This window comes from Streptomyces sp. OZ13 (assembly GCF_052068155.1).
Taxonomy (GTDB): Bacteria; Actinomycetota; Actinomycetes; order Streptomycetales; family Streptomycetaceae; genus Streptomyces.
In genome coordinates, this window is the sequence record NZ_JBQHCZ010000004.1 from 486,919 (window position 1) to 501,707 (window position 14,789).

The window sequence follows — 14,789 nt, forward strand, 5'->3', positions numbered from 1 at the left end:
CTTTCAGCGGGCATGGACAGAAGCCGTCTGATTGACAAGCCGATCAGGTGCGATGTGACGGCCGCGCCGCCCCAGGAGCCGGCGGGTGAGATTCCGTCCCTGGATATGGCGGACAATTCTCAGTCGACCCCGATGGACGCGGTGACGGACTTCCCGGAGGCTGACCTCCGCCGGGAGACGGTCCAGACCGACCGAGTCCCGTGCGCGTGCGAGCGTGTCCCGGTCGAGTCGGTCCAGGATCCGTTCCGGGTCCGCGTGAGGCTCCAGCCACAGCCGCATTCGCGCGACCGGGGCGGTACGTCAGCCCCTCAGGCGCACCCGTGCCCGCGTGACTGCCCGCCACCGTAGGCGTTCCTCGTTGCCCAGGACGACATCGGCCGGGTCGCGAAAGGGCCACCAGCCCGGCATCTCGAAACCCCGTCGGCGCTGCAGATCCAGACCGCCCAGTAGCACGCCGCCGCCCAGAGCGAACAGCCCACTCTCTGGGCTGCCGGCCGCATACGCGTCGTGCTCCAGGCATGTCCGCACCTTCGCCTTGAGATCTCCGCACATACGTAGCTGACGGTGAGGCCATGCTCCTGGAGCTCCTTGCGGAACGAGTTCAGCGCGGCGAGCTGCTCCGGGTCGTGATCACGAGGGACAGGCGCCTCAGAGAAGAAGAGGTGCACGGCCGCGCCGCGATCACGGGCCCGGAGAATCTCTTCGGCCGTACCAGAGACCGCGCGTTTCGTCGCCTGGCCGAGACGGCTGTTGAAAACGGCGATGACGATGTCCGCTTCATCGGCGAACTGCGCGTTGATCACCTCCTGCGCGTCGCCCTGGCCGGCCAGCGGTACCGCTCCCAGCTCCCAGCGCAAAGGGAGCAGATGAATCTTGCGCCGCATCGTGTGATCGCTGTTCCAGCTGCGTATGGAGTCCTCCACCACATCGCGGCGGTGTCGCCCGGGGATGCGATGAGGACACTCAGCGTCAGGGTCTGGATGGCCATGGCGGCAGGCTAGCTACGGGCACTGATAGTCCGGATTGAGCAGAGGGTCTCCGTGGCACGGGAGCCGGATAACGAATTCGGCTCCCAAGAAGACTCCGGAAACCACTCAGGGGCCTGATTCGATTACTCGAATCAGGCCCCTGGCCTGGTCCTACGGCTGTCGGGGTGGCGGGATTTGAACCCACGACCTCTTCGTCCCGAACGAAGCGCGCTGCCAAGCTGCGCTACACCCCGATGTCGCCGGTGTCCCGGCGACATCGATTACTTTAGCCCACCCGCGGCCGGAGGCGAAATCCGGTTTCGGCGGGCCCCGGGCGGGGCTACGCGGGGGTCAGTCGCGCGGGGTCAGCGTCAGCAGGGTCGCCTCCGGAGGGCAGGCGAAGCGGACCGGGGTGTAGCGGTTCGTGCCGCAGCCCGCGGAGACGTGGAGGTAGGAGACCTTCCCCTCCGCCCGGTGCCGGGACAGGCCCTTGACCCGGTCCGTGTCCAGGTCGCAGTTGGTGACCAGGGCGCCGTAGAAGGGGATGCACAGCTGCCCGCCGTGGGTGTGGCCCGCCAGGATCAGGGGGTAGCCGTCGGCGGTGAAGGCGTCGAGGGCGCGGAGGTAAGGAGCGTGGACGACGGCCAGCGACAGGTCGGCGTCCTTCTCGGGGCCGCCGAGGACCTTGTCGTAACGGTCCCTCTTGATGTGGGGGTCGTCGAGGCCGGTGAAGGCGATCTCGTAGCCGTCGAGCTTCAGCCGGCCGCGGGTGTTCGTCAGGTCCACCCATCCCGCCGCGTCGAACGCGTCCCGCATTCCCTCCCACGGGTTGTGGACGGCGCCGACGGCCGGGGCGTTGCCGTTGAGGCCGTGGCGGCCCTGTGCCTTCTCCAGGAGGTAGCGGGCCGGGTTGCGGAGCTTCGGGCCGTAGTAGTCGTTGGAGCCGAAGACGTAGACGCCGGGGATCTCCATCAGCGGACCCAGCGCGTCCAGCACCTCCGGCACGCCCTCCGGATCGGAGAGGTTGTCGCCGGTGTTGACGACGAAGTCCGGGCGCAGTCCGGCCAGGGACTGGAGCCACGCCCGCTTCTTGCGCTGGCCGCTCACCATGTGGATGTCGGAGACCTGCAGCACGCGCAACGGCCGCATCCCGCGCGGCAGCACCGGCACCGTCACCCGTCGCAGCCGGTACGAACGGGCTTCGATGCCCGCAGCGTAGACGAGGCCGGCGGCTCCGGCCGCCGTGATTCCTGCGGTGATCTTCAGGGGGAGCCCGTAGCGTGCGCGCATGGGTCCATCGTCGCAGACCCGTCAGGTGCGGGGCAGTGGTGGGAGGTGCCCCCGGGACGGGCCGCGGACCGGTAGCGCGACGAGCAGTCCCAGCGCGATCCACACGTATGTGTTGCCACCGAGGAAGCCGTCGATTCCGGACGAGTCCTTGCTCCACAGCCACACGACGCTGCTCGACAGTACGACCGGCAGCGCGACGGACCAGGTCAGCAGCCTGCGGCGGTCCGGTCCCGCGGCTGTGCCCAGGGCGGCGCCGGCGAGGACCGCGAGGGCGGGCACCAGCCAGACCAGGTGGTGCACCCAGGTGACCGGGCTGATCAGACAGGCCAGGATGCCGGTCAGCGCGACCGCGGCGGCGTGGTCACCGGCGGCGGTCGCCCGGCGGACCCGTACGAACCACACAGTGAGCAGCACGAGGACCCCGGCCGCCCAGATGCCGCGGCTCGGCTCGTGCGGTTCGACGAACCGGGCGAGCAGTCCCTGCCAGGACTGGTTGGAGACGTACGCGAGCGAGCCGACCCGGTCGGTGTCCCAGAGCGCCTGGGTCCAGTAGACGCGGGAGGTGTCCGGCGCGAGCCATGCCGCCAGGCCGGTGGCGCCGAGCGCGACGGCGGTGGCTGTCGCGGCGGCGCGGGGGCGGCCGGTGAGGAGCAGGTGGCCGATGAACACGGCGGGCGTGAGCTTGATCGCGGCGGCGAGGCCGATGCCGATGCCGGCGTAACGGGAGGCCCGGCCGTCGGCCGGCAGGCGCAGGTCGACGAGGACGAGCGCCAGCAGCAGCAGGTTGACCTGACCGAAGCTGACCGTGTCGCGGACCGGTTCGAGAAGGGCGAAGGCGCATCCGGTGAGCGCCAGTGCGTACCAAGGCGTCCAGCCCTGGGCCCTGACGACCGGCCCGGCGGTCAGACGCAGGATCACGACGGCCGCGGCGGCGTTGAGCAGCAGAGTGAGGGCGATGGCGCCGTTCCAGTGGATCAGCGTCATCGGCAGCATGGTCAGGGCGGCGAACGGCGGGTACGTGAAGCCGTATCGGCTGCCGGGCACCTGGTAGTCGTAGAGAGCGCCGCCGTCCACCCAGTGGTGCACGGCCCCGTAATAGACACCCAGGTCGAACCAGCCGCGGTGCAGCGGCACCGTCATGAGGAACAGCAGGACGGTGGAGGCCAGCGAGGCGACCAGGATGAGCCGTCCGCGGGTGGTCGTCGGCCACGGCCACGTGGTCTCCGTCGTACCCAGCTGTGTCATGCAGTACTCCCGATCGGTCGGCGCGCGACGCGGTCCGCGCCCCACAGAGCTGTCACCGCGAGCAGACCGCCACCGACGGCCAGCCCCAACTGGGCGGCATCCGGCGCGAATCCACTCGGCAGAACGACGAGGGCGAGGATCGCACTGGCCACGGCGGCCGTCCGGCGCAAAGATCTGCCGGGCCCGGCGGCCGCGATCAGGAACAGTCCCCACAGCAGGTACCACGGGCGGATCGCGGGGCCGAGGACGGCAACCGCCGTCAGGCTGAGCCCGAGCGCGTGGACCGGGCGCAGCAGATGGTGACGGCGCCAGGCGAGCAGTACGGCGACGGCGGTCGCGGCGAGGCCCAGCAGATGCCACGCCGGGCCGGCGAAGCGCGCGAGTGCCGCGGGCCCGTCGCCCGCCCGGTCGAGGAGGGCGGTGGTCATCCGGCCGAGGGTAGAGGTGAGGGACCAGTTCCCGGGGGAGACGGGGGTGTCCAGCGTCGTGAGCCACCCGTATCCCGTACCCACGGCCGCCGTGGTCACCGCTGTGGTCGCCACGCAGACGCAGAGGACGGCAGCGGCGGCCGACAGTCGTGGAACCCGCGCCCATGACGTCTGCCGGGCCCACAGCATCACCACGGCGACGAGACCCAGCGCCGCCGGGGCCTTCACCAGGGCCGCCAGGGTGATGAGTACGACCGCGGCCACCGGCCTGCGGCCGAGCGCCGCGACCAGTCCGACGCCCAGCAGGCCCAGCATGACCGCGTCGTTGTGCGCGCCGCCGACCAGATGCAGCAGCACCAACGGGTTGAGCACGCCGAGCCAGAGAGCCACGGACGGGTCGGTGCCGCAGTACCGGGCCAGCCGGGGCAGGCACAACGCCATGGCCGCCACACCGAGGAGTGCGACGAGCCGCATCCCGAGTACCCCGGTGGACACCTGGTCGGCGGGGAACGCGGCCGGGCCGGGGGAGTGCGCCACCGCGGCGAGGGCGAGGAAGACCGGGCCGTACGGGGCCGGCGTGTCCCGCCACAGGGGTGCGACCTCCGCCGGGAGCGGGCCGCCGAGGTGGGACGGTCCGAGGGTGTGGACATCGAGCTGCGCGTCGACCATCGCGCCCTGCGCGAGGTAGCTGTACACGTCGCGGCTGAACAACGGCGGCGCCACCACCAGCGGCGCCGCCCACAGAACCAGCGTCAGCAGCAGATCACGGCGGCCGGGCGGCCGGGGTCCGCGCACGGCCGCCCCCACCAGCGCCCAGGCCGCTATCAGGACGACGAGCCCGAAATACGCGCCGACGAGCCCGAGCGCGGCCGGGCCGGAGTCGGGGGCGGGTATGTGCCGTACAGGCAGGGCGCCTGAACTCACGCCACCCGCCGCGAGCGCCGTCGAACCCGTCAGCCCGAGCAGCTGACAGTGGCGGAAGTCGACTGCCCGGTCGCGGACCCGGTCGACGACGAGACGGAGGGACGGCACCTGCGCAGGCTGTCAACGGCCGGTGTCCCGCAGGCGACGCGACGGCCGCGTGCGGGGGTCGGTCGCGTGTCCGCCGCTTTACGGGACGCCGCCTTGTCGAAGCCGCTTACGGCGGCGGTGCCGCAGGCCCTGCTCGCCGCCGAAGCCCGCCGACAGCGGCGCGACCTGCGCCGGCCGTGCGACGCCGGGCTTCGGTCCGGGCCTCGCGGGGCGGCCTCTGTCCCCCTCTCGCGACTCCGGCGTCCGGGCCCCGCGGGGCCGACTTCGGTACCGGCCGTGCGACGTCGGCTTTGGTCCGAGCCCCGCCGGGCCGGCTTCGGTCCCGGCCGTGCGACGCGCGCTTCCGCCGCGGTCGTCCGAGGCCCCACGTCCGTCCCCCGTCTCTCGACCCACGCTTCCGTCCGGGCCCCGCGGGGCCGGCCTCTGTGTCGGCTGAGGCCCCGGCCTCCCTCCCGGTCTCGCGACGCGCCCCGCGCCCCGCCGCGAAATGCGCGGGCGAGTTCCGTCGCGCACCTGACACACTTGGCCGCATGACCACGCTCAAGTCCAAGCTGCAGGAAGACCTCACCGAGGCGATCAGGGCGCGCGACGAACTGCGCTCCTCCACGCTTCGGCTGACCCTCTCCGCGATCACCAAGGAGGAGGTTTCGGGCAAGACCGCCCGTGAACTCTCCGACGACGAGGTGCAGAAGGTGATCGCCAAGGAGGCGAAGAAGCGCCGCGAGGCCGCCGATGCCTTCGCCCAGGGCGGTCGCCCCGAGCAGGCCGAGCGCGAGAAGGCGGAAGGCGTGCTCCTCGACGCGTATCTGCCGCAGCAGCTGACGGACGACGAGCTGAACCAGATCGTGGCGCAGGCCGTCGAGGAGGCCAGGTCCGCGGGGGCCGAGGGACCGCGTGCCATGGGTGCCGTCATGAAGATCGTGAACCCGAAGGTGGCGGGCCGGGCCGAGGGCGGCAGGGTCGCCGCCGCGGTGAAGCGGCTGCTGGCCGGCTGAGAGCCGGGCCGGCGGCGCACGCCGTGACGGCAGGGAACCCGCCGAGAGCAGGGTGCCCGCCGCGACGGCAGTGGGCGCCCGCCATGAGGGCATGAAGAAGGGGGACCCGGCCACCGGGTCCCCCTTCTTCACACCTCACGCGGGTGCCTACGGCCAGTTGCCGCCGTCACCGCCGCCGTTGCCCTGGCCGCGGTTGTTGCCGCCGCCGATCAGGTCCGGCGGGATGGAGATGCCGGGCCACGGCTCCTCGTCACCGGGCTTGCCGTCGTCCGGCTTGTCCCGGCCCTTGTCCTTGTCCTTGTCCTTGTCGTCCTTCGGGACGTCCGGGATGTGCACGCCGACGAAGGGCGGAGCGGGCTCGCCGGCCAGCGCCCCCGTCATCGCGTCCTTCCAGATCGGACCCGGGACCGCGCCACCGAAGACCTTCTCGTGGTACTGGCCGCCGATGGTGATGTACTCCATCTTCACCTGCTGGCTGGCGCTGCCGACCCAGACGGCGCCCGACATGTTCGGGGTGTAGCCCACGAACCAGGCGTTCTTCCTGAAGTCGGTCGTACCGGTCTTGCCCGCGTTGTCGCGGCTCTGCAGACCGGCCTGTCGGCCGGTACCGGAGTCGACCACTCCGCGCAGCAGGGTGTTGATCGTGTCGGCGGTCCGCTCGGACATCGCCTTGCTGCACTCGGTCTGCGGGACCTTCAGGCTCTTGCCGTCGGCCGTCTTGATCGACTCGATGGCCGTCGGCGTGCAGTAGGTCCCGCGGTTGGCGAAGGTCGCGTAGGCGTTGGCCATCACGAGGGGCGCGATACCGGTGGAGCCGAGGGTGAGCGCCGAGGGTACTTCCGGCAGTTTGGTGTTGTTGCCCTGCACCACGCCCAGCTTGCCGGTCAGCTCCGTGATCGGGCACATCCCGATCTCGCCGATCATCTGCACGAAGTAGGTGTTGACGGACAGCGCCATCGCTTCCTTGAGCGGGTACGGCCCGACCTCGGTCTCGTTCTCGTTCTCCAGCATGGTGTTGTCGGTGTTGACCCACGGCTTGCCGCTGCACGTCGACACCGACTGCGGGTACGGCATCTTGTACGGCGACGGGTAGACCTGCGTCGGCGGCTTGCCCTGCTCCAGGGCCGCGGCGGCCAGGAACGGCTTGAAGGTCGAGCCGACCGGGAAGCCGAAGTTCGAGCCGCCCATGTCGTGGTTGACCGAGTAGTTGATCTGGGTCTCGTTCTTGCCGAAGCCGTACGGCTTGGACTGACCCATGGCGACGATCTTGCCGGTCCCGGGCTGGACGAGCGTGACCGCGGCGGCGACCTTGTCGGTCTGGTAGACGTGGTCCTTTATCGAATTCTGCGCCGATGCCTGGGCCTGCGGGTCCAGGGTGGTCCTGATCGTCAGACCGCCCTGGTTCCAGACCTTGAGCCGGTCCTCCCTGGTCTTGCCGAAGACCGGGTCGGTCAGGAACACCTGGCGTACGTAGTCGCAGAAGAAGCCGGCGCCGTTGACGGCGGTGATGCAGCCGTTCTTGGGCTTGCTGACGTTCAGCTTGATCGGGCTCGCCTTGGCCTTGTCCGCCTCGGCCTGGGAGATGTCCCGGACGTCCGCCATGCGCTGGAGCACGATGTTGCGGCGCTTGGTCGCCTCTTCCGAGTCGTTGACCGGGTCGAAGCGGCTCGGCGACTGGACGATGCCGGCGAGCAGCGCGGCCTCCTCCAGCTTCAGGTCCTTCGCCTTCTTGGAGAAGTACCGCTGGGACGCGGCCTCGACGCCGTACGCCTGCTGACCGAAGAACGTGATGTTGAGGTAGTTCTCGAGGATCTTCTTCTTGCCCAGTTCCTCTTCGACCTGGATCGCGTACTTCAGTTCGCGGATCTTCCGGCCGAGGGTCTGCTGGGTGGCCTGGGCGACCTTGTCGGGGTCGTCACCGGCCTCCTCCACGAAGACGTTCTTCACGTACTGCTGGGTGAGGGTCGAGGCGCCTTCGGAGACGCCGCCCGACTGCGCGTTCTTGTTCAGTGCGCGCAGCACGCCCTTGAGGTCGATCGCGCCGTGGTCGTAGAAGCGGGCGTCCTCGATCGCGACGATCGCCTTCTGCATGTACGGGGAGATGTCCTCGATCGGCACGACCGTGCGGTCACGGGAGTAGACCGTGGCGATCGGACCGCCCTCGGAGTCGAGGATCGTGGTGCGCTGACTCAGCGGCGGAGTCTTGAGGTTGGCCGGGATGGTGTCGAATCCCTCGACCGTTCCCTTGGCCGCGAGTCCCAGTGCTCCGGCGGCGGGCAGGGCGATGCCCGCCAGCACGGCTCCGGCGAGCACGCTGACACCGAGGAACTTGGCGGCCTGCTGGGTCCCGGTCAGACCACCGCCCGAGCGCTTCTTTGGCATGGGGCCAGCCTACGTTCTCATTCGCCGGACACGCGTAAAGGCATTGGCCTAAGCTGCTCACAACTGTCACAGCAGTGCGGTTCTGCATCAAGCACTTGACATGATTTCCGCTGTACCCGAATCCGGTGGAGTTGTGTCCGTCAGTCATGTCCGTATCCGGCACTTGTGTTACGCGGTGCCCCTTGTGACCCAACTGAACTGCCCCGCTATGTCGGCTTTATTCGGTATGCCCTCAGGTCACTCCCCTGGGTGATCTGCCGCGTACGCATAGTCCGTTCGGGCCATTCAAGATTGGGCCCCAAGGGGGTGTTGCGCTGTGCCCACCTTCCGTAACGTCCTCAACTGGCAGCGGTGAATATGCCGCTGCCGCCGTGGGGGAGCCTCGATTCGGGAGAGGACGGCGCCGGCATGGGCTGGGTAACCGACTGGAGTGCGCAGGCAGCCTGCCGCACTACTGATCCGGATGAACTGTTCGTACAAGGGGCAGCGCAGAACAGGGCCAAGGCGGTGTGCACCGGATGCCCGGTGCGGACCGAATGCCTGGCCGACGCGCTCGACAACCGCGTCGAGTTCGGCGTCTGGGGCGGAATGACGGAGCGGGAGCGACGCGCATTGCTGCGCAGACGCCCCACCGTCACCTCCTGGCGCAGGCTGCTCGAGACCGCACGCACGGAATACGAGCGCAGCGCGGGGATTCTGCCCGTCGCCCTCGACGACGACGAGACCTACGAGGCGTACGCCGCGGTCGGCTAGCTGTCGGCGGTCGCACCGGAAGCACCGGTCGTACCGGGCGGCTGACGGGCCGGTCTCGGCCGCGGTCGGCTTATCCCTGGTGGTACGGGCCGCGAGTGGCCGTCGTGGTGTCCGTGTCCGCCACGGGTGGCCGAGGCATGCCTTGAGACGCGCGCTGGGGGTGCCTCCACAAACGCGCACCGACGTGCCGAACAGCAGCCGCGGGCACGCCGGGCCATCCGGTCATGCCCCCATGCCGGACCACACGGCGAACCGGGCCCTGAAGATCCCGCGCCCGTGCTGAGGCGTCGACGCTCCGCGAGCGATGCGCGGAGCCGTGCGCTGAAGGCGGCTACGCCGCCCCGGCCGGGGCGAGACCCCCCGTGGCGAGGCGGTCGCCGATGGCGCGCAGGCCGGCGAGATCGTGCACGTCGCCCGGGAGGGCGGGGACCTCGGCCACCGGCACCTCCGGGTGGAGCGCGGTGAAACGGTCACGCGTGCGCTGTTCACGCGCAAGCACCTGCATGCGCTCGGCATGCAGACGCAGCAGACCGGCAGTCATCTCCTGCGTGGTCTGCATCCGGGAACTCTTCGACTCTGCGGGTTCTTCGGCGACTTGCGGGTGGGCTTCGGGGGCGTGGCCCGCGGACGGGGATTCGGGAGAGACGGCCGCGGCGTCACGAACACCAGTCTTCCCGTGCCCCTGATCCACAATGCCGCCCTCGTCAAGATTTTCCGCGGCCGCGAGCGCCCGCTCCGCCGACAGCCGCGCGGCGCCGCTGACGTGCACCCGGTTGAGGACCAGGCCGGCGAGCGGCATGTCCTCCTCCGCCAGCCGTTCCACGAAGTACGCCGCCTCCCGCAGCGCGTCCCGCTCGGGTGCCGCGACCACCATGAACGCCGTCCCCGGCGCCTGAAGCAGCCGGTACGTCGCGTCCGCGCGGGTGCGGAACCCGCCGAACATCGTGTCCATCGCGGCCACGAACGTCTGCACGTCCCGCAGCAGTTGGCCCCCGAGCAGCTTCCCGAGGGTGCCCGTCATCATCGACATGCCGACGTTGAGGAACTTCATCCCCGCCCGGCCGCCCATCTTCGCCGGCGCCATCAGCAGCTTGATGAATTTGCCGTCGAGGAACGACCCCAGGCGCTTGGGCGCGTCGAGGAAGTCCAGCGCGGAGCGCGACGGCGGGGTGTCCACGATGATCAGGTCCCACTCGTCGCGCGCCCGCAGCTGGCCCAGCTTCTCCATGGCCATGTACTCCTGCGTGCCGGCGAAACCGGCGGACAGGGACTGGTAGAAGGGGTTCTCCAGGATGGCGCGGGCCCGGTCCGCATCCGCGTGCGACTCGACGATCTCGTCGAAGGTCCGCTTCATGTCGAGCATCATGGCGTGCAACTCCCCGCCGCCCTTGATGCCTTCGACCCGGCGCGGAGTGTTGTCGAGCGAGTCGATGCCCATGGACTGCGCGAGCCGCCTGGCCGGATCGATGGTGAGGACGACCACCTTGCGGCCGCGCTCCGCCGCCCGTACCCCCAGCGCCGCGGCCGTCGTCGTCTTACCGACGCCGCCGGCGCCGCAGCACACGATGATCCGGGTGGTGGGGTCGTCGATGAGGGGATCGACCTCCAGCCGGGCCGATGCGTCCAGGGTCATGAGCCGGCCCCTTGCTTGCGCAGTTCCTTCGCCAGTTGGTAGAGCCCTGCCAGGTCGACTCCCTCGCTGAGCATGGGGAGTTCGTAGGCGCCCAGCTCCAGGGTGTTGAGCGCCTTGCGCTGCTCGCGCTCCAGCTCCACACGCTGCGCGTGTTCGGACGCCTGCTCCAGCAGCGGGGTGACGAGCCCCGCGGCGCCGGTGACGCCGGCGGCCTTGAGCGCGTCGGTGACGGCGGCGCGCCGGCCGTTCGCCGCGTCGTGCACGGCGTCCTCGTCGAGGAGATGCGGCCGGACCATGTTCACGATGGCGTTGCCCACCGGCAGGTCGGCCGCGCGGAGCTCTGCGACGCCGTCGGCGGTCTCCTGGACGGGCATCTCCTCCAGCAGCGTGACCAGGTGGACGGCCGTCTCAGGCGACTTGAGGACCCGCATCACCGCCTGCGCCTGATTGTGTATCGGGCCGATCCGGGCCAGGCCCGCCACCTCGTCGTTGACGTTCAGGAAGCGGGTGATGCGGCCGGTGGGCGGCGCGTCCATGACCACGTAGTCGTAGACGTACCGCCCCTGTCTGTCCCGGCGGCGCACGGCCTCGCAGGCCTTGCCCGTCAGCAGCACGTCCCGCACGCCCGGGGCGATGGTCGTCGCGAAGTCGATCGCGCCGAGCTTCTTCAGGGCGCGGCCCGCGCTGCCGAGTTTGTAGAACATCTGGAGGTAGTCGAGGAGGGCGCGCTCGGCATCGATGGCCAGCGCGAACACCTCACCGCCGCCGGAGGCGACGGCGATCTTGCGCTCCTCGTAAGGAAGGGCCTCCGTCTCGAACAGCTGGGCAATGCCCTGCCTGCCCTCGACCTCGACGAGAAGAGTCCGCTTTCCCTCTGTCGCGAGGGCGAGCGCGAGGGCAGCGGCCACCGTGGTCTTACCGGTACCGCCCTTGCCGCTGACGACCTGGAGCCTGCTCACGTATTCGAGCCTAACCAGTCGGACCCCGCCCTACGCACGAGGCTGCCTGCGGCCTGTGTCACGGACCGGGTGGAGGGTGCGGCTACAGTCGGCTCCATGACCAAGTGGGAATACGCGACCGTGCCGCTTCTCGTGCACGCGACGAAGCAGATTCTGGACACCTGGGGCGAGGACGGCTGGGAGCTGGTCCAGGTCGTACCCGGGCCGAACAACCCCGAGCAGCTCGTGGCCTATCTGAAGCGGGAGAAGTCCTCGTGAGCGGCGTGGTCGACGCCAGGCTCGCCGAACTCGGGCTGACGCTGCCCGAGGTCGTTCCGCCGCTCGCCGCCTACCAGCCCGCCGTCGTGTCCGGCGCGTACGTCTACACCGCGGGGCAGCTCCCGATGGTGGAGGGCAAGCTGCCGGTCACCGGCAAGGTGGGTGCGGAGGTGACCCCGGAGGAGGCCAAGGAACTGGCGCGTACCTGTGCGCTGAACGCCCTGGCCGCCGTGAAGTCGGTCATCGGTGACCTGGACCGGATCGCGCGGGTCGTGAAGGTCGTCGGCTTCGTCGCCTCGGCGTCGGACTTCACCGGGCAGCCGGCCGTTCTCAACGGGGCGAGCGAGCTGCTGGGCGAGGTGCTCGGCGACAAGGGCGTGCACGCCCGCAGCGCGGTGGGTGTCGCGGTGCTGCCGCTGGACGCTCCCGTCGAGGTCGAGATCCAGGTGGAGCTCGCCCAGGGCTGAGCCCGGCCGACACCCCGGTCAGTACATGTACGGCCCCGTGCCCCCGGATTTCCGGCGGGCGCGGGGCCGTCGCCGTTCCGCCGGTGCGCCGATCCTCCCGCGCCGGTCTTGACGCGGACGCGTCGGTGGGTGTGCCCTGTCCCTTGGCGTCCATGGTTAGGAATCCTTCCTATCGATGTGAACGCTCTCGTGGAACCGGCGAGCATTCGCACGCACCTCCTCCATCCCCTCGTCCCCCGAACGAAAGTGGGAGGAAACAGTGGCACCCACCCCCCGCCCACGGGCCGCCCTCGGCGTTCTCGTGGCCGCCGCGACCGCGGCGTTATCCGTTGCGGCACCACCCCTCGCGGGCACGGCAGCCGCCGCCCCCGTCGCGTACGAGGCCGAAGCGGCCAAGGTCTCCCAAGGCGCGGTCGACTCCGACCACGCAGGTCACTCCGGCACCGGCTACGTGAACTTCCAGCCGGTGACGGGCGCCTACGTCGAGTTCACCGTCGCCTCCGACCGGACGGCCGACGCGACCCTCGAATTCCGGTACGCCAACGGCACGTCCGCGAACCGCCCCCTCGACATCCGGGTCAACGGCGCCCTCGTCGCCGACGACCGCGCCTTTCCCGCCACCGGCGCCTGGACCACCTGGCGGACCGTCACCGCGAACGCCGCCCTCAAAGCGGGCGACAACACGGTCCGGGTCACCACCGCGGCGTCCGACGGGCCCAACCTGGACAAGCTCACCGTCACGGCGAGCGGCCCCGCCGACACGCAGAAACCGACGGCCCCCGCCAACCTGCGCAAGGACAAGGAGCCCACCGCGACGAGCGTCTCGCTCGCCTGGGACGCCGCCTCCGACGACACGGCCGTCACCGGCTACGACGTCTACCAGCACGGCCAGTTGATGAAGCAGGTCGGCGGCACCACCCTCGCGGCCACCGTCGACGGGCTCGACCCGGAAACGGCCTACGACTGGACGGTCTTCGCCCGTGACGCCGCCGGCAACGTCTCCGACGCCAGCAACGCCGTCACCGTCTCCACCCTGCCCGCCCCGCCCGACACGCAGGCCCCCAGCGTGCCCGGCGGCCTGCGCTCCACCGGCGCGGGGGCGACCGGCGTCGACCTCGTGTGGACCGCGTCCACGGACGACACGGGCGTCGCCGGATACGAGATCCACCGCGACGGGGCCGCGGCCGCTACCGCCGACGAAACCTCCGCGACCGTCGGCGGCCTGATCCCGGACACGTCGTACCGCTTCAAGGTCAGGGCCTTCGACCGCAAGGGCAACAGGTCCGCCTTCAGTCCCGAGATCACCGTCAGGACCCGTGGCGCGATCCCCGGCGGTACTCCCGACCCTGGCACGGTCTCCACCCTGGCCGGCGGCGTGGACGTCGCCTGGGGGCTCGGTTTCCTGCCGGACGGCACCGGCGTCTTCACCGAGCGGAACACCTTCAACGTCTACACGCTCTCCAGGACCGGTCAGAAGACGCTCGTCGGCAAGGTCCCCGAGTCGCAGACCACCGGCGGTGAGGGAGGCCTGATGGGCCTCGAGGTCAGCCCGGACTTCGCCACCGACCGCCTGGTGTACTTCCTGCACACCTCGGGCGACGGCAACCGCATCGCTCGCATGAAGCTCGAGAACAACAGCCTCAGCGGCTACACCGTGCTGCTCGCAGGCATGGAGAAGAGCCGCTTCCACAACGGCGGCAGGCTGCGCTTCGGCCCCGACGGGAAGCTGTACGCCGCCATGGGCGACGCGCAGAGCTCCAGCAAGGCCCAGGACAAGAACTCCCTCAACGGCAAGATCCTCCGGATCGACCGCGACGGTTCGATTCCCGCGGACAATCCCTTCGGCAACGCCGTCTGGTCCCTGGGACACCGCAACCCGCAGGGCCTCGACTTCGACTCGCAGGGCCGCCTCTGGCAGGCCGAGTTCGGCAACAGCGTCATGGACGAGGTCAACCTGATCCGCAAGGGCGGCAACTACGGCTGGCCGGCCTGCGAGGGCACCAGCGGCAGCTGCTCGGGCTACCTCGCGCCGAAGAAGACCTGGCCGACGGCTCAGGCCTCGCCCAGCGGCCTGACGATCATCAACGACCACGTCTTCGTCGCCACGACCAGGGGCGAACGCGTCTACCGGATGCGCATCGACACGAGCAGCAACCTGGTGGAGCAGAAGATCTACTTCCAGGGCACCTACGACCGGCTGCGCACCGTCGAGGTCGACCACCAGGGCGACATCTGGCTCACCACGTCGACCGACAAGGACGGCGTGAACGGAAACGACAGGATCCTGCGGATCGACATCGTGTACTCGGGCGCAGGAGCCACGCGCGGGACCGGCAGCGGGAAGGAGACTCTCGAACATCGGCGCGGAAGCGCATAGCA

12 protein-coding genes and 1 tRNA gene are annotated in these 14,789 nt (G+C 70.1%); 6 read left to right on the forward strand and 7 right to left on the reverse strand.

Going from position 1 to position 14,789, the window contains the following annotated elements:
• Positions 1-572: 572 nt before the first annotated feature.
• Complete coding sequence (locus ACTMTU_RS12540) at positions 573-1,001, forward strand: hypothetical protein (RefSeq protein WP_441263540.1); 429 nt, start codon at positions 573-575, stop codon at positions 999-1,001.
• A gap of 147 nt (positions 1,002-1,148) precedes the next feature.
• On the opposite strand, the gene ACTMTU_RS12545 is transcribed toward ACTMTU_RS12540, so the two are convergent.
• From ACTMTU_RS12545 to mptB, 4 genes are all read right to left on the reverse strand, one after another.
• Positions 1,149-1,222: transfer RNA gene (locus ACTMTU_RS12545), tRNA-Pro, on the reverse strand.
• Between the two features lie 97 nt (positions 1,223-1,319).
• A complete protein-coding gene (locus ACTMTU_RS12550; RefSeq protein ID WP_441263541.1) occupies positions 1,320-2,258 on the reverse strand; it encodes a metallophosphoesterase in 939 nt (312 codons plus the stop codon).
• Positions 2,259-2,279: 21 nt separating this feature from the next.
• The gene (locus tag ACTMTU_RS12555) at positions 2,280-3,503 is read right to left on the reverse strand and encodes a glycosyltransferase 87 family protein (protein WP_441263542.1); all 1,224 of its coding nucleotides are present in this window, start codon (positions 3,501-3,503) and stop codon (positions 2,280-2,282) included.
• Positions 3,500-4,963 (reverse strand): polyprenol phosphomannose-dependent alpha 1,6 mannosyltransferase MptB, encoded by a 1,464-nt coding sequence (mptB, locus tag ACTMTU_RS12560; protein WP_441263543.1) that lies wholly within the window; start codon positions 4,961-4,963, stop codon positions 3,500-3,502. The genes ACTMTU_RS12555 and mptB overlap by 4 nt, the downstream gene beginning before the upstream one ends.
• Positions 4,964-5,493: 530 nt before the next feature.
• Here mptB and ACTMTU_RS12565 point away from each other — a divergent pair.
• Positions 5,494-5,958 (forward strand): GatB/YqeY domain-containing protein, encoded by a 465-nt coding sequence (locus ACTMTU_RS12565; protein WP_441263544.1) that lies wholly within the window; start codon positions 5,494-5,496, stop codon positions 5,956-5,958.
• A gap of 147 nt (positions 5,959-6,105) precedes the next feature.
• Here the strand turns inward: ACTMTU_RS12565 and ACTMTU_RS12570 are convergent, their stop codons facing one another.
• The gene (locus tag ACTMTU_RS12570; protein ID WP_441263545.1) at positions 6,106-8,340 is read right to left on the reverse strand and encodes a transglycosylase domain-containing protein; all 2,235 of its coding nucleotides are present in this window, start codon (positions 8,338-8,340) and stop codon (positions 6,106-6,108) included.
• A gap of 408 nt (positions 8,341-8,748) precedes the next feature.
• Between ACTMTU_RS12570 and ACTMTU_RS12575 the strand changes: the two genes are divergently transcribed.
• On the forward strand, positions 8,749-9,093 hold the full coding sequence (locus tag ACTMTU_RS12575; protein ID WP_050791514.1) for a WhiB family transcriptional regulator: 345 nt from the start codon (positions 8,749-8,751) through the stop codon (positions 9,091-9,093).
• Positions 9,094-9,424: 331 nt separating this feature from the next.
• On the opposite strand, the gene ACTMTU_RS12580 is transcribed toward ACTMTU_RS12575, so the two are convergent.
• Both ACTMTU_RS12580 and ACTMTU_RS12585 read right to left on the reverse strand, forming a co-directional pair.
• Positions 9,425-10,726, reverse strand: a complete 1,302-nt coding sequence (locus ACTMTU_RS12580) for an ArsA family ATPase (protein ID WP_441263546.1) — start codon at positions 10,724-10,726, stop codon at positions 9,425-9,427.
• Positions 10,723-11,685 carry an ArsA family ATPase gene (locus tag ACTMTU_RS12585; protein ID WP_441263547.1) on the reverse strand — a complete coding sequence of 321 codons (963 nt, stop codon included), beginning with the start codon at positions 11,683-11,685 and terminating at the stop codon, positions 10,723-10,725. Before ACTMTU_RS12585 ends, ACTMTU_RS12580 begins: the two co-directional genes overlap by 4 nt.
• A gap of 96 nt (positions 11,686-11,781) precedes the next feature.
• Between ACTMTU_RS12585 and ACTMTU_RS12590 the strand changes: the two genes are divergently transcribed.
• The 3 genes from ACTMTU_RS12590 (at position 11,782) to ACTMTU_RS12600 (ending at position 14,787) form a co-directional block, all read left to right on the forward strand.
• Positions 11,782-11,943 (forward strand): DUF4177 domain-containing protein, encoded by a 162-nt coding sequence (locus ACTMTU_RS12590; protein ID WP_005314434.1) that lies wholly within the window; start codon positions 11,782-11,784, stop codon positions 11,941-11,943.
• On the forward strand, positions 11,940-12,410 hold the full coding sequence (locus ACTMTU_RS12595; RefSeq protein ID WP_441263548.1) for a RidA family protein: 471 nt from the start codon (positions 11,940-11,942) through the stop codon (positions 12,408-12,410). Before ACTMTU_RS12590 ends, ACTMTU_RS12595 begins: the two co-directional genes overlap by 4 nt.
• A gap of 259 nt (positions 12,411-12,669) precedes the next feature.
• Positions 12,670-14,787, forward strand: a complete 2,118-nt coding sequence (locus ACTMTU_RS12600; RefSeq protein ID WP_441263549.1) for a PQQ-dependent sugar dehydrogenase — start codon at positions 12,670-12,672, stop codon at positions 14,785-14,787.
• Positions 14,788-14,789 lie beyond the last annotated feature (2 nt).